Here is a 26,766-nt window from a genome sequence, read left to right on the forward strand (position 1 = left end):
AACAGCCAGTTCAAGCTGACAAACGAGACAAGAACGTTTGCTGCTTAACTTAATGTTAAGCCGACACAACCAACTATGAAATTTGAATTAGAACAATATAACCGTGACGTACCCGACGAATTGTTGTTGGACGATCTTCAACTAGTCGCGCGAAAACTAAACAAAAAAACTCTAACAATGGAAGAATATGTCAAACTTGGGAGATTTCATTGCAATACATTGAGTCGACGATTTGGGAGTTGGATTAAGGCTTTGGAAAAAGCTGGACTTTCTACAAAAAGAAAGAACACTGCCGTCAGCAAAGCAGACATTATTTCTGATTTAAAGTTTACGGCGCGCAAATTGAATAAGAGCTCGCTTACATGTAACGAATATATTGATAACGGCAAGCATAGACCTGCTGCCGTACAAAGCAAATTCGGTTCATGGAATAATGGACTAAAAGCTGCTGGTTTATCTCCTGTGAAAATCTCGTATTTCACAAATGAAGAATTATTTCATAACCTTGAAGAAGTATGGATAAGGCTTGGAAGACAGCCCAAATACGGGGAAATCCAAAAGCCTCTTTCTAAGCATTCAAGCGGTACCTATGAACACAGGTTTGGCACATGGAGAAAAGCTCTTCGGGCATTTGTTGAATACATTAACGACGAGGAGCAAGTTCAACTGAAAGATGATCAGGATATTGAAAGTCATACTTACCTAAAAAAAGAAGAGCTCAATATCTATAAACATAAAACACAAAGAAATATTAGTGATAGATTAAAAGTGCATGTATTAATTAAAGATGGCAATAAATGTAAGCTTTGTGGCATCACGGTTACAGGCAAGGATATACATTTTGATCACATAAAACCGTGGTCAAAGGGCGGCGAAACAGTTTTAGAAAACTTGCAAGTATTATGTGCTGAACATAACCTTGCAAAGGGTAATTTAGATGTGAGTGAATAATCAAAATATATCCTTGCCACCTAACCATATCAGGTCGGGTAGAACAGAATGAAACCCGTCACAAAGATCCGCACTTAACTATGCCGTCGTGAGTGTCGCTGCAAAACGCGTCCCTCACGTTGTTATACAGCAACAGAGGAGCTTACATGTATTTTAATTCCGCGGAAATATTAATAAATGCTTTTAATATTATAAACAATCCATTATATGATCGCATCATACCATTAAAAGATTGCAAGGCTGGCTTTAGCATACAGAAAAAATATCCTGAAGATATCCGATATAAACCTCCAAAACTACGAAATGGCGATGATGACACAGTTACATTAACTCATGTTATTTATGAACATCCAGAAGAAGACAAAAAGCAGCAAGCGCAAGGTTCTAGAGTTCCACTTGTAGTAAGAATTGTCAGATTCAGTAGATACACAGCTACACACTTTGACTACAATTTTTCAGACGAGAACTGCCCAACAAAAGAATCTGTCGAAAAAAGCAAGCTGACCCCGGCGCCAATTGAGTTAAATTATGAAAATGCATTTTATTACGATCATGGTGATAGCCGATTTCACGAGGTGACAACGGGACAAGCACTTACAGGTGTCGAAATATTAGAAAGGGTTTATAAGGATCACTGCGATACTGTTCACCTGATAAAAGGTCTGAAGCTTAGGCTTAAACTGAGAAGCCAATCTTTTGGAATTTTTATCCTGAATATTTTCGTTAGTATATTAACAAAGACTTTGACCTCATTATTTGGCAGAACTTTGGACGATTCTGATTCAATCTCCATATATTTTTCGGGCTACAAAAGGGAAAATCTAAAAAAGTTAAGCACAGAAAGTATCGCCGTATTTGGATATAACACTGCCAGAAGAGTGATAATTCTTTTTTGTCTTTTGGTCTCGACATCATTTACCTGGTATTTTCTGGCTGGTGTACATAGTAAATACTTGAAAGCAGTTTTTTCAAACAGTTTCTTGTCTCTAGTCTTTTCAATACTGATTATTTGGACATTAGATGTCATAGTACCTTTACTGCTATTTCATATGATTAACGTGGGAATAAAATTGCGTTCGACATTAATGCTCAAGACGTTTAAAGGCTTTTAAACGAAGAAGGCACAACATATTACTATCCACGCCGTCGAGAGGGTCGCTAAACGACGCGCCCCTCACTGTGGCGTTTTTTCCCCTTTCCCTTCCTACTTTTTTCGCTCTTCCTCTAATATCTCTTCCAATATTTCCGCCGCATCCTGGACGAACTTTGGACAATGTTTTTTGAAATGCTTTTCCTTTTTCGCCGTCTTGATCCCTTCAGGCGTGCCCAGATCGCAGCCGAGCAATTCCCTGCACTCCGTAGTTTCGTTCCTCGCTTTGAATCGTGCCACAAACTCCCGGGCGATCTCCTCGGTCCTGTCTTTTGAAAACAAACTTCTGCCTTTCAGCCTGGCATGCTTCAGCCCGATGACCATCAGCGCTCCGGTCACTGCGCCGCAGGTCCCTCCCATTCCCATCCCGGACCCAAAGGCCTTGGCGATCTTGACCGCGTTCTCGCGGTCCAGGCCGAATTGCGGACCGTAGGTGGACAACACCGCCTGGGTACAATTAAATCCTTCCTTGAAACATGCGACTGTTTGCTCGACCTCATCCGACTTTACCAAAACAGTATCCTTTTTTTTGAATAACACGCTTATTCCCTTTCCCTTTTTATCCGAAACCTCAACAGTTTTTTAATGAAACTCGCTTTCGCATAACCATTAATATACACTTTCGATTCATTTTATCAAGTGTCGACCTTCTCACTCCTTCTGCCCCCCTGATTCCTGACCCCTGTACCCTGTCCCCTGATCCACTTTTCCCCTTGATTTATTTGTATGCTTCCATTAGATTATATCCCTGATTATCAATCCCTTCACGGGCTCGCAAGGAGGCATTTCAATGGCAGAGCAGGACTTCTCAAAAAAAGAAAAAAATTATTATACCGACATCCCGCAAAAAAGCGAGGCTTTCTTCCTGAAGGGTTCGAACGGCTATGATTGGGGCATGAGGAACCGTCTGGCACGCATCTTCAATCCGAAATCGGGAAAAACCGTGATGCTGGCGTTCGACCATGGATACTTCCAAGGGCCCACGACCGGGCTCGAGCGAGTCGACGTCACGATCCGGCCGCTCATTCCCTACGCAGACGCCTTGATGCTGACGCGCGGGGTACTGCGTTCCATGATCGAGCCGTCCGTGACCAACTCCGTAGTCATGCGCGCAAGCGGCGGGCCCAGCATCCTGAAAGAACTTTCGAACGAACAGATCGCCGTTGACATGGAAGACGCGCTGCGCATGAACGTATCCGCCGTCGCGGTGCAGGTCTTCATCGGCGGAGAATATGAAACCCAGTCCGTGCACAACATGACCCGCCTCGTGGACCAGGGCATGCGCTACGGCATTCCCGTTCTCGGGGTCACGGCCGTAGGCAAGGACCTCGTGCGCGATATCCGGTATATCAGCCTTGCAACCCGGATCCTTGCGGAGCTGGGCGCGGCAATCGTCAAGACCTATCATGTCCCGGGATTCGAGCAGGTGGCCGCGGCATGCCCCGTGCCTATCGTTATCGCGGGCGGGAAAAAGCTTCCCGAACGCGAGGCCCTTCAGATGGCCAGGGATGCGATCAACCAGGGCGCCTCGGGAGTGGACATGGGCAGAAACATTTTTCAATCCGATTCACCGGTTGCCATGATCGGGGCCGTGCGCAAGATCGTGCACGACAACATCAGCGTCAAGGAAGCATATCAATATTACGAAGAAATGAAGAACAAAAAATGAACGTCGGCGTCTATTACCGCAACAGTGATGTCCGGATGGAAAAGCGTCCAGTCCCGAAGGTCGACGATCACGACATATTGATCAAGGTCATGGCCTGCGGCCTGTGCGGGTCCGATCTTCTGGAGTGGTACCGCATCAAACGAGCTCCGCTGGTGCTGGGTCACGAACCGGCCGGCATCGTTGTCGAAACTGGAAAACTCGTCACCAACGTCAAACCGGGAGACCGCGTCTTTGTCACCCACCATGTCCCCTGCAATGCCTGTTACCAATGCCGCACCGGCCACAAAACCGCCTGCACCACGTTTCAGACCGTCAATAATTTCGAGCCTGGCGGTTTTTCCCAGTTTTTGCTGGTAACCGGTAAGAGCGTTGAAACAGGGACCCTTGTACTTCCCGAGTCCGTGAGTTTCGAACAGGCTACCTTTATCGAACCACTGGCAACCGCGGTAAGAGCACTCCGGACCGTGGGGATGAAACAATCCCAGAGCGTGCTCGTATTCGGCAGCGGGGTCGCCGGGCTGCTCATCATCAAACTTGCGCGCGCCATGGGCGCAGGCACTATCATCGCGACCGATGCCAGCCCGTACCGTCTTGAGAAGGCCCGACAATTCGGGGCCGACCATACGATCTCGGCCAATGAAGATATCCCCGCGTTCATCAGAAAGGTCAATGACGGCCGGTTGGCTGACATAGTCAGTCTGTGCGTTGGCGCGCTGCCGGCGGTCACGACCGCGCTTAATTCGATCGAACGCGGCGGAACCCTTCTGTTCTTCGCCGTGCCGAAACCGGGCGAGACCGTGGACGTGGATTTCAATCCCTTCTGGCGGGACGATATCACGATCAAGACCAGCTACGGCGCCGTTCCCCTCGATAATATGCAGGCCCTCGATCTCATCAGTAAAAATACGGTAACGGTGACCGATATGGTAACGCACCGTTTCGGCATCGACAAGATCGGCGAGGCATTCATGACCGGAGCAAAACCCGATGGCTGCGTTAAGATTATCATCGAGCCGAACCGATGAAATGTGAAATATACCCCTCATTCGTATTTAAGTAGAAAAGGTCATCTGGATCCCCGTTTTCACGGGGATGACATTCCTAACTGCTCTTTTTTTCGTCATTCCCGCGAAAGCGGGAATCCAGTTCTTTGTAATGGGTGTCAAATTTCAACTTATTTACAAAAGAACCATTTCCCCCCCATTCCCCCTTTCCGCTTGGAGGAACGTGTGAAACAGAAATCCACTGCTGACCTCCGCCAGATTTTCAGCCTGCCCGTCATTGTCGCCGCACTTGGCTACTTCGTCGACATCTATGATCTGGTGCTCTTCAGCATTGTCCGTGTGCCGAGCCTGAAGTCCCTCGGCCTTTCCGGGCAGGAGCTCATCGACAACGGCGTATTTCTTCTCAATATGCAGATGGCGGGCATGCTTATCGGCGGCATTCTCTGGGGGGTCCTGGGCGACCGGAAAGGCCGGCTCAAGATCATGTTCGGCTCGATCTTCCTGTATTCCATCGCGAACATCGCTAACGGCTTTGCCACGTCGCTTCCGGCCTACGCCGCCCTGCGCTTCATCGCAGGCATCGGGCTGGCGGGCGAACTCGGTGCGGGCATCACCCTCGTGGCTGAGGTCCTGCACACCAGCATCCGTGGATACGGTACCATGCTCGTGGCCTCGGTGGGCGTCTCGGGCGCCATCCTCGCGAACATCATCGCCAATACGTATGACTGGCGGAATGCCTTCATCATCGGCGGAGCGCTCGGTCTCGTGCTGCTCATTACCCGGATCAGCGTGGCCGAGTCAGGCATGTTCCGGGCCATGAACAAGAAGGCCGGAGTCAGCAGGGGAAACATGCTCGCCCTCTTCTCTGAACGGAAGCGTTTTCTCCGCTATCTCAACTCGATCCTTATCGGAGTCCCGATCTGGTTCGTCGTCGCCATCCTGATCACCTTCTCGCCGGAGTTTGCCAGGGCATTCGGAACGACCGGACCAATCTCTGCCGGGAATTCGGTCATGTTCTGCTACCTGGGGCTGGTCTTCGGCGATCTTTCAAGCGGCCTGCTGAGCCAGACCTTGCAAAGCCGGAAAAAGGTGGTCTTCCTGTTCATGCTCCTGACCATTGCCGCCATCGGCCTCTACTTCCTGCAAGGGAGCAGGAGCCCGGAATTCTTTTATGGCGTGTGCCTTGTGCTCGGATTTGCCAGTGGTTACTGGGCCATCTTCGTGACCGTTGCTGCCGAGCAGTTCGGCACGAACCTGCGCGCCACGGTCGCCACGACCGTGCCGAACTTCGTGCGCGGGATGGTGGTCCCCATCACCCTGTTGTTCCAATTGTTCCGCCAATACCTCGGTCTGGAGGGCGGCGCCCTTGCCGTCGGAGCCATCTGCGTGGTTGTGGCCTTTTTTTCCCTTGCCTCACTGGAAGAAACGTTCCATAAAGATCTGGATTATTATGAGGAGTTCCCGTGAAGCGAAGGCAGAAGCAATTAATTGTCTCTCGCAGAGGCGCAGAGTACGCGGAGAAAGGCTAATTCCTTTGCTTTAAGACAGAGGCTGAGGCATTGCTTTATTCAGTAATTCTTTACTCTGCGATCTCTGCGGAAGTCCTAAGTGGCCGTTTTTCTTTTATAGGCTACTGCGAGAAACAGCCTTTCGTACATTTCTTTTGACACTTTCACCCATTCCCTTTATAATTCCTGCACTATGACTGAAAAGATCGGTGTTATCGGAGCAGGGGCGTGGGGCACGGCCCTTTCCATGCTGCTTGCCGACAAAGGGCACGACGTGACCCTCTGGATGTATGAAAAAGACCTGGCCGAGGAGACAGCTCGCACGCGCGAGAACCGCGTCTATCTTCCGGGGTTTACCCTGCCCGGCTCTGTCAAAGTGACCTCTTCTCTTGAAACCGCTGTCAAGGACAAGCAGATCATTCTTTCCGTCGTCCCCTCCCACACGGTCCGTATTGTGGCAAAACAGTTCGCACCTTTTCTGACAAAGAACGTCATCATCATCAGCGCCTCCAAGGGCATCGAGATCGACACCCTCATGCCGCTCTCAGAGGTGTTCAAGGACATCCTGCCCAAAGAATTTCACGACCGGCTCTGTTTCCTTTCCGGCCCCAGCTTTGCCAAAGAGGTAGCCCAAAAGATGCCCACCGCTGTTGCCCTCGCTTCGTACGACCCGACGGTGGGCAAGAAGGCCCAGGAGGTCTTCAGCAACGCCTACTTCCGTGTTTATACAAATCCCGATGTCCTTGGCGTGGAGATCGCGGGCGCGCTCAAAAATGTGGTGGCCATTGCAGCGGGAGTGCTTGAAGGCATGGGGTTCGGATATAACACCATGGCCGCCCTGCTCACCCGCGGGCTCGCGGAAATGGCGCGGCTCGGCGTAGCCATGGGAGGAGAGCTCCAGACCTTTTCCGGACTTGCAGGCATGGGAGATCTGGTCCTAACCTGCACGGGAGGCCTGTCGAGGAATCGCACCCTTGGAGCGCGGCTCGGCAAGGGCGAGAAACTGGATGAGATCATGCGTGAAACAAAAACCGTTGCCGAAGGCGTCAAGACCGCCAGGGCCGCGCGGGACCTTGCGCAGAAATACGACATCGCAATGCCGATCGTAGAGGAGGTCTACCAGCTTCTGTACGAAGGCAAGGACCCGAAGCGCGCAGTGCACGATTTGATGAACCGTGAGCTCAAGGGAGAATGATCGATTTCGGAATGCTGATCATTCGACTGACGCTCATGATGGTGAGCAGATGTCGAACCATTTCGGATTGCGGAGTGATAGGCGTTCAAGTAAATACATTTCAGCCTTCAGTCTTCAGCCTAAATACCTATGTAGGTACAAAGGATATATGAACAAATCAGATATCTCTAAACTTCTCCAGGGCGTCCAATCCGGCAAGATCGATGTCAAGACCGCGCTCGACCGGCTCAGGCACATGCCGTTCGAAGACGTGTCATACGCCCACATCGACCATCATCGCCAGTTGCGTCATGGCATGCCCGAGGTCATTTACTGTGAGGGAAAAACTCTGGAGCAGGTCATTGGCATCACCAGACGCATGTTGAAAGTTGGTAGCGACATTCTTGCCACCCGCGCATCGGAAACAGTATATAAGGCAGTCAAAAAACTCGATCGCCGCGCGCTCTATCACAAAGCTTCACGAGCCATCGTGATACAGGATAAGAAGAAGGCGCTGACCAAAGGTATTGTGCTGGTCCTGACCGCCGGGACTTCGGATATCCCCGTGGCCGAGGAAGCCGCAGTGACCGCGGGGATGCTCGGCAGCACCGTGCAGACCGTGTACGACGTTGGAGTAGCAGGGATTCACCGCATCCTGAGCAAGCGGGAAACACTCGACTCCGCCAGGGTGATCGTTGTGGTAGCCGGCATGGACGGCGCGCTCCCGTCGGTCGTGGGCGGGCTTGTGGACAAGCCCGTGATCGCCGTTCCCACAAGCGTCGGCTACGGCGCGGGGTTCCAGGGACTGGCCCCCCTCCTGACCATGCTCAACTCCTGCGCAGCGGGCATCGCGGTCATGAACATCGACAACGGCTTCGGAGCGGGCGTGCTGGCGCACAGGATCAATCTGTTGGGTGAAAAATCCTAGTGTAGCGCTCTTTATTCCTCCCCTTTCAAGGGGGAGGTTAGGAGGGGGATGGGTAGCATGTAGGACAGGTAGAGCAGAGCGAAACCCAACGACTTTGACGATGATCCAACCTATCAGACTTTGAGTGTTAGCAGTGCTGAGACAGCCGTTGGGTATCATTTCGTTCTACCCAACCTACGACTATCAGAAAAGTTGATGACATGCTGATTCTCACACAAATAAAACCTTTCGGCAACGGCTTAGCCGGAAAGGTTGAGACCGCGATAAGGCGGAATAAAGTAACGCGATGAAGAAAACCAATTTTGACCGATATCTGCATGAGCAACTGAAGGATCCGGCGTTCGCTGCCCGATTTGAGCGCGCGGGCGTTGCGGACACCCCGGCGGTAAAGACCGATTGCATTCTAAGCGGTTCTTTGTTAAAGTTATCTTAGTTATTCCTTCCCGTGGAGGTGCCAAATGAAATTCACACGAATAACCGTAAACTCCGAGGTTTTTTTCGGGAAACCCTGCATACGGGGGCTTCGGTTCCCGGTATCCCGCATTCTCGGCATGTTGTCAGCGGGCGAGACAAAGGAATCCATCCTTAAGTCATATCCCTATCTCGAGTCTCAGGACATTGATGAGGCGCTGGCCTATGCAGCGGCATTCGCTGATGAGGAGATCATGGAGTTTGCATGAAGTTCCTCGTTGACATGCCTCTTTCGCCGCTGCTCGCGGTCTGGCACCGTGAGAATAGTCACGACGCTGACCATGTTTCCTCCGTCGGTTTGCACAAGGCCAAAGACCACCATATTATCGAAGCCGCAAGGCAGCAAAATAGGATCATCATCACCGCCGATCTTGATTTCCCCCAATTACTTGCTATAAGCCGCGCAGCGGACCCCGGAGTAATACTGTTCCGGGGAGGGAATTACAGCGACGAACAGATGCTTCAGCTGCTAAAGCGAGTTCTCGAAAACTACCCCGAGAATAAATTAGAGCATGCTATTACGGTGGTGGACAAGGTGAGGATACGACACTGCCCGCTGCCGATTGAATCGCCAATATTTTCTGCAGCAGTTCGTAGGTCGGGTAGAGCAGAACGAAACCCGACATCTTTTACGATAATCCAGCCGATCAGATTGTGAGTATTAGCAGGGCTGAGACAGGCGTTGGGTTTCACTTCGTTCTACCCAACCTACCACTGTCAAACCTATAATCGTTGATTGTTTTGGTTTTCAATGCTATGATTAATTGCAACGAATCATAGGAGGCATTATGCGCCGAAGCGAAATAGTAGGTTTACTCAGATCCCGTTTGCAAATGATCCATGCGACCTTCGGGGTCAAAGACCTGATGCTGTTCGGGTCTGCGGCACGAGATGAGATCAGTCCTGAAAGCGATGTGGATGTCCTCGTAGAGTTCGAACAGCAGCCGGACTTCGACCGTTTCATGGACCTGAAGTTCTTTCTTGAAGATCTATTGAAAGTAAAAGTGGATCTTGTCACCCGTGCTGCCTTGAAACCGCGCATGCGTCCAATGATCGAGAAAGAGTTGATTCATGTCGCGTGATTGGACATTTTATCTTGACGACATCCTGGAGAGCTGCCGTAAGATCCTCCGTTATACCAAAGAGGTGTCGTTCGAACAGTTCAAGCAGGATGACAAAACCTATGACGCTGTCGTGCGCAATCTGGAAATAATCGGGGAGGCCGCAAAGAATATCCCGGAAACGATCCGGGTGAAGATGCCCGGTATAGAATGGAAAAAGACCGCAGGTTTACGCGATGTCATTGCCCATGCATATTTCGGAATTGATGACGCCATCCTATGGGATGTAGTGCAGCATAAAGTACCGGAACTAATACAAGCGATCGAATTGTTTTATAAAAATATGCCTAAACGGGATGCTTAGTCCCGTCTTTACCTACCCGCATAGTTGGTTTCCATCGATCCAGTTTTGAGCATACAACCTATGCGTATTTCAGCCGGTAATTCTCAATAGTCTCGATTTGTACTTTGCAGAGGTTAGCATTAAAGTTCAAGCACCTAATGAATGCAAGCTTTCGGATCGAAATATGCTATTGATGTTATCCAAATAAAACCATGACCCTCGCCTACTTCGACTGCTTTTCCGGTATATCCGGCGACATGACCCTCGGCGCGCTTGTGGATGCGGGCGTCTCGATCGACGTTCTTCGCGCTGAGCTGGCCAAGCTCAACCTTCCCGGCTACGAACTCAAGGCCGAGAAGGTCAAGCGTTCAGGAATCGCCGCTACCAAAGTCCATGTCATCATCGACCAGAAGGACCAGAAATCGCGCCACCTGTCCGACATTTTGAGCATCATCGAGAAATCCACACTTTCTTCAACAGTGAAGGAAAAAAGCAGCCGCGTATTCACGCGACTGGCAGAAGCAGAAGCAAAGGTGCACGGCACAACGCCCGACATGATCCACTTCCATGAGGTCGGCGCCGTGGACTCCATCGTGGACAATGTCGGGGCCGTAATCGGCCTGGAACTGCTGGGTGTCACGCGGATCATGGCATCAGCGGTCAATGTCGGATCAGGCATGGTCAAAACCGCCCACGGCATGCTTCCCATCCCTGCCCCGGCGACGGCAGAGCTTCTTACCAACATTCCCTTTTATCAATCGTCTACCCAATTCGAGCTTACCACACCGACCGGCGCGGTCATCATCAGCACGCTCGGATCTTCCTTCGGTCCGATGCCGCCGATGAAGATCGAGCGGGTCGCCTACGGCGCTGGTGACAAGGATTTCCCGGGACAGCCGAATGTCTTGCGGCTCATGATCGGGGAACCAGTTGCCGGGTACGACGAGGACACGTCCATCGTCATCGAAACGAATATTGACGACATGAATCCGCAGGTCTATGATTACCTCATCGAGAAGCTCATGCAGCAGGGAGCGCATGACGTATACCTCACGCCAATCATTATGAAAAAGGGCAGACCCGCGATCCTGCTCTCGGTGCTTACCGACAAAACAAAGAGTGATGTCGTGCTCGATACGATCTTCCGGGAAACTACCAGCATCGGCGTCCGCATCCAGGAGGTGGGGCGTAAGAAGCTCACGCGGGAGATACAGATCGTTGATACAATGTATGGTAAAGTCAGGATTAAGATAAGCCGGCGGGATAATGAAGTGCTTACAGCAACCCCGGAGTATGAGGACTGCAGAAAGCTCGCGGAGGAGCGACAGATACCTTTAAAACAAGTCATGGAAGAGGCGAAAAACCTGTTTTCTCGCAGAGGCGCAGAGCACGCAGAGAAAAGTAATGATAGAAAATGATATAACAGGTAATATTATAGACTGCTGCATCAAAATTCATAGAACATTAGGACCTGGACTCCTGGAATCGGTTTATGAGGAAGTGCTGGCGTACGAATTAAAGAAAAAAGGACTCCTTTGTGAGAGGCAAGTTGGGATTCCAGTCAGTTATGACGAACTCACTATGGACCTTGGTTTCCGTGCTGATATCATAGTAGAAGGCAAGGTTATTATAGAACTGAAATCTATCGAATCTATTCTCCCTGTTCACAAGAAACAGCTTCTGACCTATTTGAAATTATCACAAAAGAAAGTAGGCCTGTTAATTAACTTTAACGAAGAACTGATCAAAAATGGAATCACAAGAATTGCGAATGGTATTTAACCCCTGACCATTTGAATCTTATCCGTTTTTAACTCTGCGCGCTCTGCGCCTCTGCGAGAGACAAAAAAATGAGAACGATCCGCATTTCCATGGCCCAGATAAACCCCATTGTCGGCGACCTCGCGGGCAACCGCGACAAGATCATCGACGCGATCAAGAGCGCTAAAAAGCTCAATGCCGACATTGTCGCTTTGCCCGAGCTTGCCGTTACCGGCTATCCGCCGGAGGACCTGCTCCTGAAGCCCCAATTTGTGAAGGACTCCATCAAAACGCTCAACACGATCCGGCGTGCGACAAAAGGGATCACGGCGATCGTCGGGTTCGTTGACAGCAACCACAACCGCCTCTTCAACGCCGCCGCACTGCTCTCCGACGGGACGCATATCTACACCTATCATAAGATATTCCTGCCGAACTACGGCGTGTTCGACGAATACCGCTACTTCAGCCCCGGAGGACGGTATCCCGTGTTCCTCATCAACGGCGTCCGCGTGGGCCTCAATATCTGCGAAGACATCTGGTACGATGAAGGGCCCGCCCGTGTCCAGGCGCTGGCAGGCGCGGAAGTCATCGTGAACATCAACGCATCTCCCTATCACAAGGGAAAGGGCGAAGAACGCCTGAAAATGCTTTCCGGGCGGGCGAAAGAAAATGATGTCGTCATCTTCTATGCCAACACCGTCGGCGGACAGGACGAGCTTGTGTTTGACGGCCAAAGCGTTGTTATCGACAGGAAGGGCAAGGTCATCGCCCGAGGTAAACAGTTCGGGGAGGAACTGCTGACCGTGGATGTCGGCATTTCGGGGTCACCGGGACCCTGCCCCGGTGAACGGCTCCGGTTCCAGGACTTCATGGATTGTATCCTGGTATCCGGTCGATCGTCGGGAAAAAAGAAAAAACTTCCCGTTGGACGGCCGACCAAACCCCTCTCCGAGTGCGAAGAAGTGTACCATGCCCTCGTGCTCGGCACGCGGGATTATATGCGAAAGAACAGTTTCAAGTCCGCGGTCATCGGCCTCTCCGGCGGCATCGATTCATCGCTCGTGGCCTCTGTCGCCGTGGAAGCCATGGGAAAAGAGAACGTGTTCGGCGTATTCATGCCGTCGCAGTTTAGCTCTAACGAGAGCCGCGAAGACGCCCATGATCTTGCGCGCAACCTCGGCATCAGGATCCTGGAGATCCCCATCAAGCAGACCTTTGAATCATACCTCACAACGCTTCGCGGCGTGTTCGCGAAAACAAAGACCAACGTGACCGAAGAGAACCTTCAGGCCAGAATACGGGGCAATCTCCTCATGGCCCTCTCGAACAAGTTCGGCTGGCTCGTTCTTACCACGGGCAACAAGAGCGAGATGTCCGTGGGGTATGCAACGCTCTACGGCGACATGGCGGGAGGTTTTGCCGTCATCAAGGACGTGCCCAAGACCCTGGTCTATGAGGTATCGCGATGCGTGAACAAGCTTGCGGGGAAGACCGTGATCCCGAAGCGGGTGATGACCAAGGCGCCGACGGCGGAACTCAGGCCGAACCAGAAGGACAGTGACTCCCTGCCCGTGTATGACATCCTCGACCCCATCCTGAAGGCCTATGTGGAGGATGACAAGGAGCTGAAAGAGATAATCGAGATGGGCTTTGACCGCAAGACCGTGCAGCGCGTGATCCGTCTTGTGGATGCCAGCGAATACAAACGCCGCCAGGCCCCTCCCGGGGTCAAGATCACCCCGCGGGGACTGGGCAAGGACCGAAGGTTCCCGATAACGAACAGATATCGCAGTTATTGATGAAAGGTAACTGCTCAGGTTCAAAGTTCAAGGTTCACGGTTCAGGGTTGGAAAGCTATTAAGATCGAACAATGAACGATTAGAAGGACCTATTGCTGAACGATTCCCAAAAAGATGAAATATAAGAAAGATCCGGTGTTGAATATGCAGCATCAAACCGTTAGTCTATAACCGTGAACCGTGAACCTTGAACCCTGAACCCATGCCAACAGGCACCTTATACATAGTCGCCACCCCCATCGGGAACCTTGAGGACATCACCCTCAGGGCGGTCCGCGTGCTGAAGGAAGCCGACCTCGTCGCTGCCGAGGACACCCGCCACTCCAGGCATCTGCTTGACCGGTACCAGATAGCGACCCAGCTCACCAGCTACCACGACCACAACAAGGAAGAAAAGGCCCCCATCCTCGTCGCGCGAATGCTCGAGGGAAAGAATGTGGCCCTCGTATCCGACGCGGGGACTCCCGGCATCTCGGACCCTGGGTATTTTCTGATCAACCTCGCCATAGACCGGAAGATCCCCGTCGTCCCCATCCCCGGGGCAACCGCGGCTATCGCCGCGCTCTCAATTTCGGGCATGCCGACCGATCGATTTGTCTTTGAAGGTTTTCTCCCGGCAAAACATCTGGCCCGGCTCAAGCGTTTGCAGGAACTTGCCAGGGAAGAACGCACGCTTGTTTTTTACGAAGCGCCGCACAAGATCATCAGGGCGATCGAGGACATGCTCGAGGTCTTCGGCAACCGTCGCGTTGTGATCACCCGCGAGCTTACCAAGGTATATGAAGAATCGATCCGGGGCACGCTTTCGGAATGCCTCAAACGCCTGCACGAGGGGACCATCAAAGGCGAGTTCACCGTCATCGTTCACGGCGCTACGACGGACCCTAAGATGCAGGATATCGACACCGCCGAATATCTCAAGAATCTCATCCTCCACCGGGGTCTGAGCAAAAAAGATGCTGTTTCGGTCGCCGCAGAGGAGCTCGGGTTGCCCAAAAAAGACGTGTATAAGGAAAGCCTGAAAATGGAGAAAACTCCGCGTGCAGTGAAAGACAACGAGGATGAAAAGGGAAAGACGTCGTAAAAGACCGCTGTCTTAGAGCAACGCCCCGATCCCTATCATGACATTCACGAGATAAAGGCAGAGGATGGCAACACCGAGAACGAAATGGGGCGTGCGAAAAGGAGAGTCAGGACCTTTGATGTCCCGTGATATTTTGTAGGTCGCTATCAGCAGGACAACGATAGTGAGCCCGGCAATGAAATGAAGCGGATATTCAAGAACATTTCCCGTATCGAGCAGAACAAGGGTGAGCCCGGCCAAAAATCCGAGCCCACCCAGGATCGCCAGAACAGGACCCATCCTCCGGTGACGCTTGATCACGGGAACAGGCAGCGGGGCGCCTGTCCCTCTATCCCGCCGGATCCTGAAGCCGAGCCTTCCCTGATACAGGAAGAACAGCATCACGATCGCGTTAAAGACGCCGTGCACCAGCCGAAGATCAGAAAGCAATTGTCTATCGATCAAAGGATATTGCATAGTTTAATCAGAAAAGATATGGCAGACGTCAGACATTCAGGCATCAGACCGGATACTCCTTAGTCCATCATCATTCGTCCCTCGTCTATCGTCTATCGTCCCTCGTTAATCCCCCTACTCCACCACTTCTATCATACCATCCATGCCCTTGTCTTTATGGCTCTTGAAGAACAACATTTTTTTGTCGCAGAACATTTCGTACTTCCCGATTTTTGTCGGAGTAAATTTGACGATATCCGTTTTTTTAGCATCGAGATCCACTTTAAAGTCGATTCCTGCTTCCGGCGCTTTCACTACCATATCGTGCGGGATATATCCCGGCGCTTTCCTGACCGTCAGCTCGACCGGTTTGTTCACCTTCACCACAATGTAGTTCGGATCAAAATAGTATTCACCGCCGATGACCTCTACTCGCTGCACACCATCCGCGTCCACGGTAGCGACCACGCGCTTTTCCTTCCCCATCGCATGTTCATGCTGCGCTACCTCCGCAGTCGGCGTCATTGCTGATTTGACTTCAGATTTCACCTTAGGCCCGGCCTCCTCGGCGAATGCGGCAATGCTGAATGAAAGCAATACAACCAGCGATACAACTAAATACTTGATATACTTCATACGGTACCTCCTTTGCGGATGAAATGATTATTGTCCTCTAGTATATCACCAAATTGATGCCTTTTCCCTGTTTCCTCTCCAACATAGAGTATATTTACCTTTGCCGAGCGCAGTACAGAACCGGTCGATGCATAGAATCAGAGAGGTGACCGGAAAATAGAATCATGACAATTATTGTAGCATAACCCTGACTGCAATTCCAACCATGACAATAATATCTTTTTTGACAAAATAGATTAAATAGGTAATAATGAAGTTCGAACGATAGAAATTACCGGATCATCAATCTCCATGATCAGCGAGTCTGTACACCATGACCACAAAAAAGATACTTATCGTCGATGACGAGCCTGACATTGTGGAACTCATCTCGTACAACCTGAAAAAAGAGGGTTTTCACATCTCCACGGCGTTGGACGGCGAAGAGGCGCTCAAGAAGGTGCGTGCGGGTCATCTCGACCTCATCATTCTTGACCTCATGCTGCCCGGCATCCATGGCATGGAGCTTTGCCGTATCCTGAGAAATAATCCGAAGACCGCGCACGTGCCCATCATCATGCTGACTGCCAGCGGCGAGGAGTCGGACAAGGTCCGCGGCCTCGAGACCGGCGCCGACGATTACATGACAAAACCGTTCAGTCCCCGGGAACTCATCGCGCGCGTGAAGGCGGTCCTGCGCAGATCGAGAGAGCGGACAACGGAGGACAAAACGATCCAGCTCGGCGATCTGACGATCGACCTTGAGACCTTCTCCGTCTCCAAAGGCGGCGCTCCGCTCAACCTGAGCGCGACGGAATTCAAGCTCCTGCTCTATCTCGTCCAGCGGAGAGGGCGGGTCTTCAGCCGCGACCAGCTCCTTGATGCGGTATGGAAGGAAGAGGCCTTCGTCGAGTCCCGTACCATTGATGTGCACATCAGGAGGCTCCGCACGCGGATCGAAGATGACCCGTCCAATCCCCGCTATCTCAAGACACGGCGGGGAGTCGGCTATTACGTGGAGACCGAATGAACCGCGGGGTCTTTAAACGAATATTCATCCTCTATGCCGTCCTTATTCTTCTGGCGTTCCTCTTCGTTGAAGTCACCATCGCCAGCGCCATTCGCGAACATTACCTTGCCGGTCTGAAGCAGAACCTTTCCGTTCAGGCATCCCTGATCGCTGACAGCATATCGTTCGACACCAGACGCAGCATCGACGTCCAGTGCAAACAGCTGAAAGAAAAGACCGGCGCGCGCGTCACGGTCATCGAGCTCGACGGCCGGGTCATCGGCGATTCTGACAGCAGTTCATCGACCATGGAGAATCACGCTCACCGGCCTGAAATCCAGCAGGCGGCGCTGAATGGCGCAGGAATGTTTATTCGCAGCAGCGACACGCTGAAGCAGGATTTCCTGTATGTTGCCCACCGGGTGGATTCCGGGAAAACGCCGCGCGGGTATATCCGGCTGAGCGTCCCGCTTCAGGATGTCGATCATGCAGTGAATGCGGCCCGGCTGAACATTCTCCTCATAGTCGGATTCGTCCTCGCGGCTACGGGGCTGTTCTCGCTCTGGCAATTTGAATACCTGCGGAGGCTGACCCGTGAGATCAATGACTTTGCCAGATCGCTCGTCCCCCGTGGCATTGGAAATAAATTACATTTAAAAGACGCCGGCGAGTTCAGCGATATCGCCGACAGCCTGAACGCCATGTCGATGGAATTGAAGACGGTCATCGGGGAACACGAAGAAGAGCGGAAAAGGCTCAACGAGATACTGAGGAGCATCCCCGATGCGCTGATCATCATGGACAGCAACGGGGTTGTCCTTCTGTCAAGCGCCGCATCAGGGAATTTCTTTGGAGATACCCCCCTCATGGGCAGACCGTTCATCCAGGTTGTCCGGAACAGCGAATTCTTTTCGCTCCTTGATGAGGTCCGGACCAGCAGAAAGGCAGGTGTCTCCGAGTTCAAGATCGAATACCCCGCTGAACGATACTGCATCGTCCGGATATCTCCTCTTTTTCATGACAGGGATGTGCTGACAGGCTTTGTCGCCATTTTCCATGACATCACCGAGCTCAAAAAAATGGAACAGGTCAGAAAAGATTTTGTCGCCAACGCCTCCCATGAGATCAAGACACCGATCACCGCCATCAAAGGTTTCGCGGACACGCTCCTGGAAGGCGCTCTGGACGACAAGGAACATGCCGTTAAATTCCTCAAATCAATTCAGTCCAACAGCGAACGGATCAATAGCCTCGTCGACGACCTCATGACCATCTCCAAAATAGAGATGGGGGTCGTCAAGATCGACAAAGCATCTCTTGGGTTTGTCGAGGTTGCGAAAGCGGTGCAGGAGCTCCTCAAGGAAAAGGCCGGGGCAAAGAATCTTTCACTGAAGATCTTCATCAACCCGGATATGAATGAGATCGTTGCCGATCGCGACCGCCTTACGCAGATAGTGACGAACCTTGTCGAGAACGGCATAAAGTTTACCGATCAGGGCGGTGTAACCTTCGGTATGGATAAGGAGAACGGCAAGGCGGTCATCTTTGTTGAAGATACGGGCATCGGAATCCCCAAACAGCACCTCTCACGTATCGGCGAACGGTTCTACCGCGTTGATGCCGGTCGTTCAAGGCAGATGGGCGGCACCGGCCTCGGTCTTGCCATCGTGAAACATCTGGTGAAAGCGCACGGATGGGATATGCAGATAGAAAGTACCCTTGGAAAAGGGACGAAAGTGAAGATCTTTGTGGTGTAAATAACAGGTCGTCATTCCCGCCCCGGCTTAAATCATGCTGGGGCAGGCTCCTGCGGGTATCCAGGGTCAAGAAACTGCGAACAAGGACTGGATTCCCGTTTGCACGGGAATGACGAAATTTGTATAATCCCGAATTTTTTACAGAACCGCCCGATGTATTCGTGAACCAGGTAAGCTTGACTCTCTCCGCCCACCCCTACTTCCTGTTGAACATCACATCCGCAAAATAGCCTTCACCCGATGTCCCGGTATGCTGTGAATTTGTCTGGAGCCTGATCCCGTTCACTGCCGGAGGCTCGGAACCGTAGAGTTTTTTGTAATCATCATATACGTTCCGGGTCTCGGTGATCCATTTCCCCAATTCAGCCGGGCCTGAACGCACCACCACGACCTTGACCGTCATAAAGGGGACCGGAGACGTGTTCTCCATAAGCCCGGCGGGCGCTGTTGTGTCCCAGATGTACACGATCGCCTTGGTCTTGGAAAACGCCACAAAGAGTTGGGCCGCCTGGTCATCGGTCTTCGACTTCCTGAAGTCACCGCCCGCGGGCAGTTTGGTTATTTTCCATTTCCACGTAAGCCAGGGAAATTGTTTGAGGTCCACCTTCACCTCTTTCTGGAGCGAGAAGGACGTGTTGGCGCTCCGGAACCTGCCCGCGGCTATATCACCGTCCTTGACCACGGCAAAGTCCGCCTTGCCGGATTTTTCCTTGAGCTGCCACCCCGCCGGGACCCCCGGCGCGCCGATACTGGAGGAGAAGTCCGCGATCACGATCCGGTCTTCGGCCCGCACCAGTGGAGCAAAAATGAGCATGAAAAACAGAGCACTGTTAAACATTATTGTGAAAGACATCGCACACCTCCTTGGATAAAAAATCCCACCGCTGCCCTTAAGTATACACCTCTTGGTAATTTTCAGATCCGAAACGCAGGCAATCGCGTCATCGTATTGTTTATGAAGCACTATCCTGTAAATGTTCGATAATGATAATGCTATCAGAGCAGACAACAGCTGTCAACGGCATACGTCGCATGGTCCGTAACAGAAAATTCATATTCCTGAAATATTGCTGTAACATTTGATGGGTATGATCTCAACTAGATTATAGGAGGCGCATATGCAGAATTCGCAATCAACCATAGAAAACGATCCGACATCCGCAGGTGTTCATGAGGCAACGTGTCCATTCGAGTCGGAATCAGGGCATTTTTGTCACGCCGCGGTCATGACAGTCTTCATGAGCAGTCATCAAAAGAAAACCTACTGCTGGACGGACAATTACTCTCGCTGTCCGATGTTCGTGGCGAAGATATTGCGGGGCAGATAACGACGTATGGTGCCCACTAGCCTCACCTTGAAAATCGACGACACCTATATCATAAAAGGGAGGAAGAACAGATGCAAGAACAATGTTCACAAATTCTTTCTTTGCGGCTGAATGAAAGAGAATCTGCGCAACTTGCTTACGCCGTCGAGAAGCTTGTACAGGAGCTTGGGTTTCCCCGCGAGGATGTCAATCGGTCTTACGAGGACAGTTTTGCATTTTTTTTAAAGAACCCATAATGATAAAGACCTCTTCCTGCACACTGAGGAGGACGAGGAAAAAATATGGCTGAAAACAACATCAATGGAACCACTCGGCTGATGGATGAAAAAGAACTATGCCGGCACATCCGTGCGATTGATAAGCTCGTGCATGAGCTGGATTTGCCTGTCGACGTGGTAGACCAGTCGTACCGGGAAATCCTGTCCGATTTGCAAAAGAGCACTAACGCGAAGGCTTTTTTGCCCATGCTGGTCAGCCGGAGCTTAAAAAATCGGCTGCGTTGCCAAAAAGAACAACAGTAATTAATCTCAACAGCTGCGAATGCAGAGAAACACTTCCGAGTATTCGGAATAATAAATAAAACAAAAACGTGGAGGTTACAAGATGAAAAAGGTTTTAGCGGCTCTGGCAGTAATTGCGGTAAGTAGTTTCGGCTCCATCGGTTTTGCAGCAGAAGGTGAAGCACCGGTTGTGAAGGGCACTATAGAAGTCTATGGTGCGGCAAAACTCTCGGTTGATATGATCACCACTGACGCCAGGACAGCGGGATCGGACAACAGCCTGACGAAGGTTTCAACGAACTCATCGCGCCTCGGATTTAAAGGAAAGGAAGAACTGAGCGACAACCTGAGCGCTGTCATGCAGATCGAGCTGGGGATCAACTACGACGGCTCGCAGACCTCGACGGTAGCATCCGTTTCGTCAGCCACGACGAACACTACTACCGGCGCGACGACCGTGAATACAAAATCGGCGAGCATCGATAAGATTACGTACCGAAACTCCTACGCCGGGCTCTCAAGCAAGACCTTCGGGATGCTTCTCTTTGGCATCCACGACACACCGTACAAGGTGTCGACCGGTTCTCTGGATGCGTTTGGCGACACCATGGGCGATTATAACGCCATTATGGGCAATGTGAACGGCACCTCCGATTTCGACCTGCGTTCAAAAGACACGATCATGTACACCTCTCCCAAAGTCGGTGGAGTCCAGATCATGGCGCAGATCAGCACGACCGGTCAGGAGTCCGATACCAGCACTGTTGGAAACAAATCAGAACATTCCTTTGCAGCGTCCTACAGCGGAGGGCCGGTGTATGTCGCGCTGGCAAATGAGGTTCATAAAAATGGGTATGGAAGCTTGGACAAACTGGGTTACAATATCGAGGGAACAAAATTAGGCGCGGGTGTTACTCTTGGAGGCACCAAGGTCGGGCTGGTTTATGAGGCACTGAAGGACGGGGTTTCGGATTCCAAAAACACGCGGAACGCGCTGTACATCGCGGCGAGCCAGAAGCTCGGTGATGAAACCATCAAGATCGCTTACGGAAAAGCCGATGACGGAAAAGACCCGAATACGAAGACGGGGGCGACCTTGACGACTGTCGGTGTAGACCACTCCTTCTCCAAACGCACGACCGCCTACGTTCTGTATGCCAAGACAAATAATGATGCGGCTGCCGCCTATGGCCTCGGCCAGAGCGGCGCGGGCGGGGCATATACACCCAAGGCCGGTGAGAGCCCGTCCGTAATTGCCTTTGGTTTGAATCACAGTTTTTAACGCTGTCTTATCAACGCATCTGGCATCATTCTCTCGTGGCAGTATCCGGCCGACATGGTTCTTTGAAAAACTGACAGCGTCCTGACAAGGATATAAAGAGACAATGCCCATGAAATACTTCACCAAGATAGTCGACAGTATGATCAAATTCATGATCCCGATCGTGATCATCGCCCTTTTGATGGGGATCGCTCGGGTAATTCTCGACCTTCGCGCAGTGTTCGGAAGCCAGACGCTGGCGGCCGCCTTTGACATGATCGTAACAAATATTCTTTCCATGTTCATCGTGATCGAACTGCTCAGGAGCCTCATCGAATACTTCACCGTGCACCGGCTCAAGATCACGTTTATCACCGACGCGGCGCTGGTCTTTGTTCTGCGCGAGATCATGGTCGGGCTTTATCAGCATATGCTGGAGGCTGGAATGATCATGGCGCTCGCGGCCCTGATCCTGGTGATCGGCGGCATCAGGACGCTTGCCGTTGTATATTCACCGGAAAAATGCACTGATACAAGGGAGCTAAACCATGCATAACAATACACAGAAACGGTTTCCTGAAAGAATCGAGGACATGCTGATTTTCGCCGCTTCCATAGCAGGACTTGTGCTCATGGTTCTCTATTGGCGGTAACAGGGGGAGACAGTGCCATCGGGATGCATGATACAATGAGGAAACCGGCTTTTCCGGAAGACTTTCAGTGGGGCGTTGCTACGTCTGCCTTTCAGCTCGAAGGCTCTCCGAATGCCGACTGGTCGACCTGGGACCCCGTATTAAACGACATCCCCGAGATAACGAATCACTATGCCGTTTTCAGGGAGGACCTGAAACTTCTGAAGGAATTGGGCGTTAATTCCTATCGCTTCTCCGTCGAATGGAGCAGGATCCAACCGCTCCCGGATACCTGGGACGAGGAGGCCATTGCGCATTATCAGGAGATCATCGATATCCTGAGAAGCGACAACATCGAGCCCATGGTCACTCTCCACCATTTTACCCATCCCCGGTGGTTCCTGGAGCGTTGTCCCTGGCACCGAAGCGCTTCCGTTGAAAAATTCCTGAGATTCACGGAAAAGATGGTCTCAACGCTCAGGAACGTGCGATATTGGATAACTTTCAATGAACCCTATGTCATCCTGATCGGCGGGTACCTTGACGGATGCACACCGCCGGGTTTGCGAGACGTTCCCCGTTCCCTCGTCGCCCTGAAGAACATATTCACCTGCCACGGTAAGGCCTACGACATCATCCATCGATATCTCCCCGATGCCCGGGTCAGCATCGCGCATAACATGTCCGTATTCGCTCCCTGGAATAAATGGAACCCCCTCGATCGTCTCCTGAAGAAGTCGGCAGACTACTTTTACAATCACTCGATCATTAACGCGTTCCTGACCGGCATCTTCATCGTCAAATTCCCCTTTTACCGCGTCGTGAAAATCGAAGTCCCGATCAAGGACAAGCTCGACTTTTTCGGTGTAAACTACTATACGCGCATCCATCTCCGATTCAATCCACTTAAGAAAATGGGCGTGGAACTGCGATATGCCGACATCGACGGACACGGTCTTACGAATATCGGGTGGGAAGTGCATCCACGCGGCCTTGCAAAGGTGCTTCGCTATGCGTCACGACTCGACCTGCCGCTCATCATCACCGAGAACGGCATTGCGACCCATGATACCGAAATGAAGGTTAAGTATATGAAACAGCACGTGGATGTTGTTGAACGATGCCTGAAAGAAGGGCTTGATGTCCGCGGTTACTTCTACTGGACCCTCATCGACAATTATGAATGGCTCCAGGGTCTCGATGCCAGGTTCGGCCTCTACCGAGTTGACTTCAAAACGCTCAAGCGCACCCCGACGAGCGCCGCGACCTATTATGCCTACCTGATCCAGAGCCGGTCAAGAATGTAATGAAAAATTCATTTTCTCTTCATACTCCTGTAATAATCGTCCCGTATTATTTACTTAAAAAATAGAGGTGAGAATCATCGAACCTGATGAAGAAAATCGGTTCAATCCAATAAGGAGGAAATCTCATGCAGAATCAGACAGCAGTAGATACTCCACAACACCTGTACGACAAGGAAAACGAACCACACGTCCGCGCTATTGACGGAATTGCGCACGAACTCGGGATTTCCGCGGAAGAAGTCAACAATTCGTACAGGGAGGTCCTGGAGGAGCTGAAAAAAGACATCAAAGTGAAAGCCTTTCTTCCTATTCTTGTCAGCAGAGTCGTTAAACAACGTTTATTACGGCAACAGTAATCCGTTCTGTTTTGCGATAGGTGTAACGGTTTCAAGGCCCTGTAATTGAAGGAGGTAAGTATGAATTTAATCAACCTGGCATCTGAACACAGTGCATTATGCGCAGACGCTCATATGGCAACGTGCCCCTACGAAACAGGCAGCAGCAATTATTGTGCTGTCTCAATTATGACAGTAGCAACCAATAGTTATCAAAAGATGAAATATTGCTGGACGGACAACTACGATTGTTGCCCGTTGTTCCTGTCGAAGGTTCTGCGAAAGAAATGACCACAATGAAGTTACACAAAATGGACATCTCCTGGTTTACGGAAAATCAAGGCAAAGTCCCTGATGCCCGGTACGAACACGTCAGGGATTTGACCGGGTAGATAGCGAAAGCGGGTGTTTATATCCTTAACATGGCCAGGAGGTTCCTATGTCTGATCAAAATGTAAATCATGCTGCGCTGCATCTCAATGAAAAAGAATCCATCCAACTTGCTCTTGCAGTTCGGATACTCTTACAGGAGCTTGGGTTCGATCCGGAAGAAGTGGATCGCTCCTATAAGGAAAGCCTGGCATTTTTTTAAAAAATGATCACTACGATCCACACTTTAGCGGCAATTCATGCATCACCGGTCAAACGAGTACGACTGCATAATATGCGATGCATGACAATAAGCATCTCATTCATGCTCAGATGAGTTGCGTTCCCTCATGCAAGATGAGATGAATCAAATGCACGATAAGGAGGTGATATTTACCTATCGTTGATAAACAAGGCGAAGCCGGCACAACATGAATCACAGAAACAGCACATCCAAAACCGTGATAAGGAGATACTACGATGAAAAAACTATTACGTATCAATAATGAGTATGCGTTAGCGCTCACGTTAGCACTCGTGATGTTTTTCGCAGCGACCTCTGCATTTGCCGGACCCTGGAAATTCGGTGTCATGTCCGACACCCAGTGGAAGGCCAATGTCGACGGTGAGAACCCCGAAACGGTCGCGGTCGGGATCATCAACCAGCTTAACACGCAATTCATCAACCATGACGTGAAATTCGTGATCCAGGTTGGCGACCTGGTGGATAAGGAAACGAACAGTCCCAATGGTCTCCCCTTGGACCGCACCATTGACACCCGGGCCGCTGCCGCACAACCCCTGTACGACGCCGGCATCGGCTTTTACCCCCTCAGGGGAAATCATGAGGGTTCCCAGACCGCTGCAGGGGAGTTCCAGACGCTCTATACTCAGACCACCGGCAGCGGGCCGCATGTCTTCGGCGCTGAAAATTTCAGCAGCCCCTTCCCCAACCTGAGCGGCTTGAGTTACTCCTTCGATTACCACAATGCCCGTTTTGTGATCCTGGACCAGTTCACCAGAACCGATGGAACCAGCTATCTGAACAGCACGAACAACAACATCATCGACCAGCTGGGCTGGATCGATGCCCGGCTCTCCACCAGACCCAGGAAAGCCCATGCCTTCGTCTTCAGTCACAAGAACCTGATCGGCCAAAACCACACGGACAGCCTCTTCGGCTCTAACCCCGCGGCCAACCCGGACGCCCAGAATGCGTTCATCGGCAGCCTGGCGGCCCACGGCGTGCGCTACCACCTGGGGGGTCACGATCACGTGCATAATCGTTCGATTGTCGCCAGTCCTGACGGCAGCGCCTTCGTGCAGGACATCATCGCCTCTTCCAACAGCTACAAGTTCTACATTCCGCAAAATCCGAGCAACGACGCAAAGTACAACGTTCCTGGCTTCGGATTCTCCCGGGAAACCCCCATTGCGCAGGAGCTCTTCACCGTCGGCTACTACATCTTCACGGTGGACGGGCCCCGGGTGACCGTTGAGCACTACGCTTCGCCGAACGGCTGCGATGGCGACTGCGATCTCGTCACCACGCCGACCCTCACCTTCACCAAGCGCGAGACCTTCGGTTACAGCCTGAACGGCAGGGAATTCCTAGTGCCTCAGGGAGGAGCTTATACAACAGTTGAGGACAGCTATCACGGGACAACTGCCTGGATCCTGGACGGTATCAACGGCAGCACGGCAACGGATTACGCAAGCCGTCCCCTGACCAAGGCCGTGGACACCGGCTGGACCCCTCGGGACTTGGGGACCCCAAAGCGGAATGACGACCTTGCAAGCGACATCCTTACCCTGTGGGGCATGGCGGACCTCGGCTGTGAGCAGACCGACGTATATACGCTCTCCATGAGCTACGATCATCACGGACAGCCACCGATTCATCTCGGACGCGGGTTGTTCGGCCTTGCCAGCAGGGATCAGGACGGCAATTGGATCAATGCTGTGGATAGAAACTTCGGCGGCGCCAAGAAATTCGTCCTCGGCCCTTGGAAACCCGGCTATGAATTTGGTACCTACGGCATTGACCTGAGAACACATACTGTCTGGGCGATCATCAACTATAATGCCGATTTCGCCGTCGCCCGGTTTCAACAGGAGGGCGGGGAATATCGGGGAGAGGAGCATCGGCAACGAGACGGTCATTCCAAAGACCGTGACTAACTGCAGGTGACTGACAAAAACACTCGGAAACAAGGCACCGGCGTTGTAACACATAATCGGGAACTTGATAGCGTGCCAGTGACAGAACAGGCATTCCCCGACCAGCGTAAAGATAATTATAACTATAACGA

At 51.5% G+C, this 26,766-nt stretch carries 29 protein-coding genes; 25 read left to right on the forward strand and 4 right to left on the reverse strand.

Annotated elements, in window-relative coordinates; all coding sequences use genetic code 11:
• Window positions 1-75 precede the first annotated feature (75 nt).
• Window positions 76-951 (forward strand): HNH endonuclease, encoded by an 876-nt coding sequence (locus tag M0R70_03130; GenBank protein ID MCK9418354.1) that lies wholly within the window; start codon window positions 76-78, stop codon window positions 949-951.
• 146 nt (window positions 952-1,097) lie between these two features.
• The gene (locus M0R70_03135) at window positions 1,098-2,063 is read left to right on the forward strand and encodes a hypothetical protein (GenBank protein MCK9418355.1); all 966 of its coding nucleotides are present in this window, start codon (window positions 1,098-1,100) and stop codon (window positions 2,061-2,063) included.
• 92 nt (window positions 2,064-2,155) lie between these two features.
• Here M0R70_03135 and M0R70_03140 read toward each other — a convergent pair whose 3' ends face one another.
• A complete protein-coding gene (locus tag M0R70_03140) occupies window positions 2,156-2,614 on the reverse strand; it encodes a C-GCAxxG-C-C family protein (GenBank protein ID MCK9418356.1) in 459 nt (152 codons plus the stop codon).
• 277 nt (window positions 2,615-2,891) lie between these two features.
• On the opposite strand from M0R70_03140, the gene lsrF reads away from it, so the two are divergent.
• From lsrF to rsmI, 13 genes are all read left to right on the forward strand, one after another.
• Window positions 2,892-3,770 carry a 3-hydroxy-5-phosphonooxypentane-2,4-dione thiolase gene (gene lsrF / locus M0R70_03145; protein MCK9418357.1) on the forward strand — a complete coding sequence of 293 codons (879 nt, stop codon included), beginning with the start codon at window positions 2,892-2,894 and terminating at the stop codon, window positions 3,768-3,770.
• The gene (locus M0R70_03150) at window positions 3,767-4,795 is read left to right on the forward strand and encodes an alcohol dehydrogenase catalytic domain-containing protein (protein ID MCK9418358.1); all 1,029 of its coding nucleotides are present in this window, start codon (window positions 3,767-3,769) and stop codon (window positions 4,793-4,795) included. The genes lsrF and M0R70_03150 overlap by 4 nt, the downstream gene beginning before the upstream one ends.
• Window positions 4,796-4,999: 204 nt before the next feature.
• Window positions 5,000-6,241: an MFS transporter gene (locus M0R70_03155; protein MCK9418359.1), complete on the forward strand. Its 1,242-nt coding sequence runs from the start codon at window positions 5,000-5,002 to the stop codon at window positions 6,239-6,241.
• A gap of 234 nt (window positions 6,242-6,475) precedes the next feature.
• Window positions 6,476-7,477, forward strand: a complete 1,002-nt coding sequence (locus tag M0R70_03160; GenBank protein MCK9418360.1) for an NAD(P)H-dependent glycerol-3-phosphate dehydrogenase — start codon at window positions 6,476-6,478, stop codon at window positions 7,475-7,477.
• 148 nt (window positions 7,478-7,625) lie between these two features.
• Window positions 7,626-8,384: a nickel pincer cofactor biosynthesis protein LarB gene (gene larB, locus M0R70_03165; protein MCK9418361.1), complete on the forward strand. Its 759-nt coding sequence runs from the start codon at window positions 7,626-7,628 to the stop codon at window positions 8,382-8,384.
• A 458-nt stretch (window positions 8,385-8,842) separates the two neighbouring features.
• The gene (locus M0R70_03170; protein MCK9418362.1) at window positions 8,843-9,064 is read left to right on the forward strand and encodes a DUF433 domain-containing protein; all 222 of its coding nucleotides are present in this window, start codon (window positions 8,843-8,845) and stop codon (window positions 9,062-9,064) included.
• Window positions 9,061-9,513 (forward strand): DUF5615 family PIN-like protein, encoded by a 453-nt coding sequence (locus M0R70_03175; GenBank protein ID MCK9418363.1) that lies wholly within the window; start codon window positions 9,061-9,063, stop codon window positions 9,511-9,513. Before M0R70_03170 ends, M0R70_03175 begins: the two co-directional genes overlap by 4 nt.
• A gap of 130 nt (window positions 9,514-9,643) precedes the next feature.
• Complete coding sequence (locus tag M0R70_03180) at window positions 9,644-9,937, forward strand: nucleotidyltransferase family protein (GenBank protein ID MCK9418364.1); 294 nt, start codon at window positions 9,644-9,646, stop codon at window positions 9,935-9,937.
• Complete coding sequence (locus M0R70_03185; protein ID MCK9418365.1) at window positions 9,927-10,280, forward strand: DUF86 domain-containing protein; 354 nt, start codon at window positions 9,927-9,929, stop codon at window positions 10,278-10,280. Before M0R70_03180 ends, M0R70_03185 begins: the two co-directional genes overlap by 11 nt.
• A gap of 191 nt (window positions 10,281-10,471) precedes the next feature.
• Entirely contained in the window at window positions 10,472-11,677 is a 1,206-nt protein-coding gene (gene larC, locus M0R70_03190) for a nickel pincer cofactor biosynthesis protein LarC (GenBank protein ID MCK9418366.1), read from the forward strand.
• The gene (locus tag M0R70_03195) at window positions 11,664-12,041 is read left to right on the forward strand and encodes a GxxExxY protein (GenBank protein MCK9418367.1); all 378 of its coding nucleotides are present in this window, start codon (window positions 11,664-11,666) and stop codon (window positions 12,039-12,041) included. Before larC ends, M0R70_03195 begins: the two co-directional genes overlap by 14 nt.
• Before the next feature lie 68 nt (window positions 12,042-12,109).
• Entirely contained in the window at window positions 12,110-13,822 is a 1,713-nt protein-coding gene (locus M0R70_03200) for an NAD+ synthase (protein MCK9418368.1), read from the forward strand.
• Between the two features lie 202 nt (window positions 13,823-14,024).
• Window positions 14,025-14,906 (forward strand): 16S rRNA (cytidine(1402)-2'-O)-methyltransferase, encoded by an 882-nt coding sequence (gene rsmI / locus M0R70_03205; GenBank protein ID MCK9418369.1) that lies wholly within the window; start codon window positions 14,025-14,027, stop codon window positions 14,904-14,906.
• A 12-nt stretch (window positions 14,907-14,918) separates the two neighbouring features.
• Here rsmI and M0R70_03210 read toward each other — a convergent pair whose 3' ends face one another.
• Together M0R70_03210 and M0R70_03215 are read right to left on the reverse strand one after the other, a co-directional pair.
• Window positions 14,919-15,335, reverse strand: coding sequence for a DUF4079 domain-containing protein (locus M0R70_03210; GenBank protein ID MCK9418370.1), 417 nt, complete (start codon window positions 15,333-15,335; stop codon window positions 14,919-14,921).
• 141 nt (window positions 15,336-15,476) lie between these two features.
• Entirely contained in the window at window positions 15,477-15,977 is a 501-nt protein-coding gene (locus tag M0R70_03215; GenBank protein MCK9418371.1) for a cupredoxin domain-containing protein, read from the reverse strand.
• Between the two features lie 313 nt (window positions 15,978-16,290).
• Here M0R70_03215 and M0R70_03220 point away from each other — a divergent pair, with 313 nt between their 5' ends.
• Both M0R70_03220 and M0R70_03225 read left to right on the forward strand, forming a co-directional pair.
• On the forward strand, window positions 16,291-16,986 hold the full coding sequence (locus M0R70_03220) for a response regulator (protein MCK9418372.1): 696 nt from the start codon (window positions 16,291-16,293) through the stop codon (window positions 16,984-16,986).
• Window positions 16,983-18,722, forward strand: a complete 1,740-nt coding sequence (locus tag M0R70_03225) for an ATP-binding protein (protein ID MCK9418373.1) — start codon at window positions 16,983-16,985, stop codon at window positions 18,720-18,722. Before M0R70_03220 ends, M0R70_03225 begins: the two co-directional genes overlap by 4 nt.
• Before the next feature lie 196 nt (window positions 18,723-18,918).
• Here the strand turns inward: M0R70_03225 and M0R70_03230 are convergent, their stop codons facing one another.
• The gene (locus tag M0R70_03230; protein ID MCK9418374.1) at window positions 18,919-19,575 is read right to left on the reverse strand and encodes a DUF3047 domain-containing protein; all 657 of its coding nucleotides are present in this window, start codon (window positions 19,573-19,575) and stop codon (window positions 18,919-18,921) included.
• 265 nt (window positions 19,576-19,840) lie between these two features.
• Between M0R70_03230 and M0R70_03235 the strand changes: the two genes are divergently transcribed.
• The 8 genes from M0R70_03235 to M0R70_03270 all read left to right on the forward strand — a co-directional run bounded on the left by M0R70_03235 (window position 19,841) and on the right by M0R70_03270 (window position 26,635).
• Complete coding sequence (locus tag M0R70_03235; protein MCK9418375.1) at window positions 19,841-20,050, forward strand: hypothetical protein; 210 nt, start codon at window positions 19,841-19,843, stop codon at window positions 20,048-20,050.
• A gap of 281 nt (window positions 20,051-20,331) precedes the next feature.
• Entirely contained in the window at window positions 20,332-20,571 is a 240-nt protein-coding gene (locus tag M0R70_03240) for a DUF742 domain-containing protein (GenBank protein MCK9418376.1), read from the forward strand.
• An 82-nt stretch (window positions 20,572-20,653) separates the two neighbouring features.
• Window positions 20,654-21,832, forward strand: coding sequence for a porin (locus M0R70_03245; protein ID MCK9418377.1), 1,179 nt, complete (start codon window positions 20,654-20,656; stop codon window positions 21,830-21,832).
• A 109-nt stretch (window positions 21,833-21,941) separates the two neighbouring features.
• Window positions 21,942-22,367 (forward strand): phosphate-starvation-inducible PsiE family protein, encoded by a 426-nt coding sequence (locus M0R70_03250; GenBank protein MCK9418378.1) that lies wholly within the window; start codon window positions 21,942-21,944, stop codon window positions 22,365-22,367.
• A 120-nt stretch (window positions 22,368-22,487) separates the two neighbouring features.
• Entirely contained in the window at window positions 22,488-23,750 is a 1,263-nt protein-coding gene (locus M0R70_03255) for a glycoside hydrolase family 1 protein (GenBank protein ID MCK9418379.1), read from the forward strand.
• A 125-nt stretch (window positions 23,751-23,875) separates the two neighbouring features.
• Window positions 23,876-24,106, forward strand: a complete 231-nt coding sequence (locus M0R70_03260; protein MCK9418380.1) for a hypothetical protein — start codon at window positions 23,876-23,878, stop codon at window positions 24,104-24,106.
• A 418-nt stretch (window positions 24,107-24,524) separates the two neighbouring features.
• The gene (locus M0R70_03265) at window positions 24,525-24,677 is read left to right on the forward strand and encodes a hypothetical protein (protein MCK9418381.1); all 153 of its coding nucleotides are present in this window, start codon (window positions 24,525-24,527) and stop codon (window positions 24,675-24,677) included.
• Window positions 24,678-24,934: 257 nt separating this feature from the next.
• The gene (locus M0R70_03270) at window positions 24,935-26,635 is read left to right on the forward strand and encodes a metallophosphoesterase (protein ID MCK9418382.1); all 1,701 of its coding nucleotides are present in this window, start codon (window positions 24,935-24,937) and stop codon (window positions 26,633-26,635) included.
• The last annotated feature ends 131 nt before the right edge of the window (window positions 26,636-26,766 follow it).

The organism is Nitrospirota bacterium, assembly GCA_023229435.1.
In the GTDB taxonomy this organism is placed as follows: Bacteria; Nitrospirota; UBA9217; order UBA9217; family UBA9217; genus JALNZF01.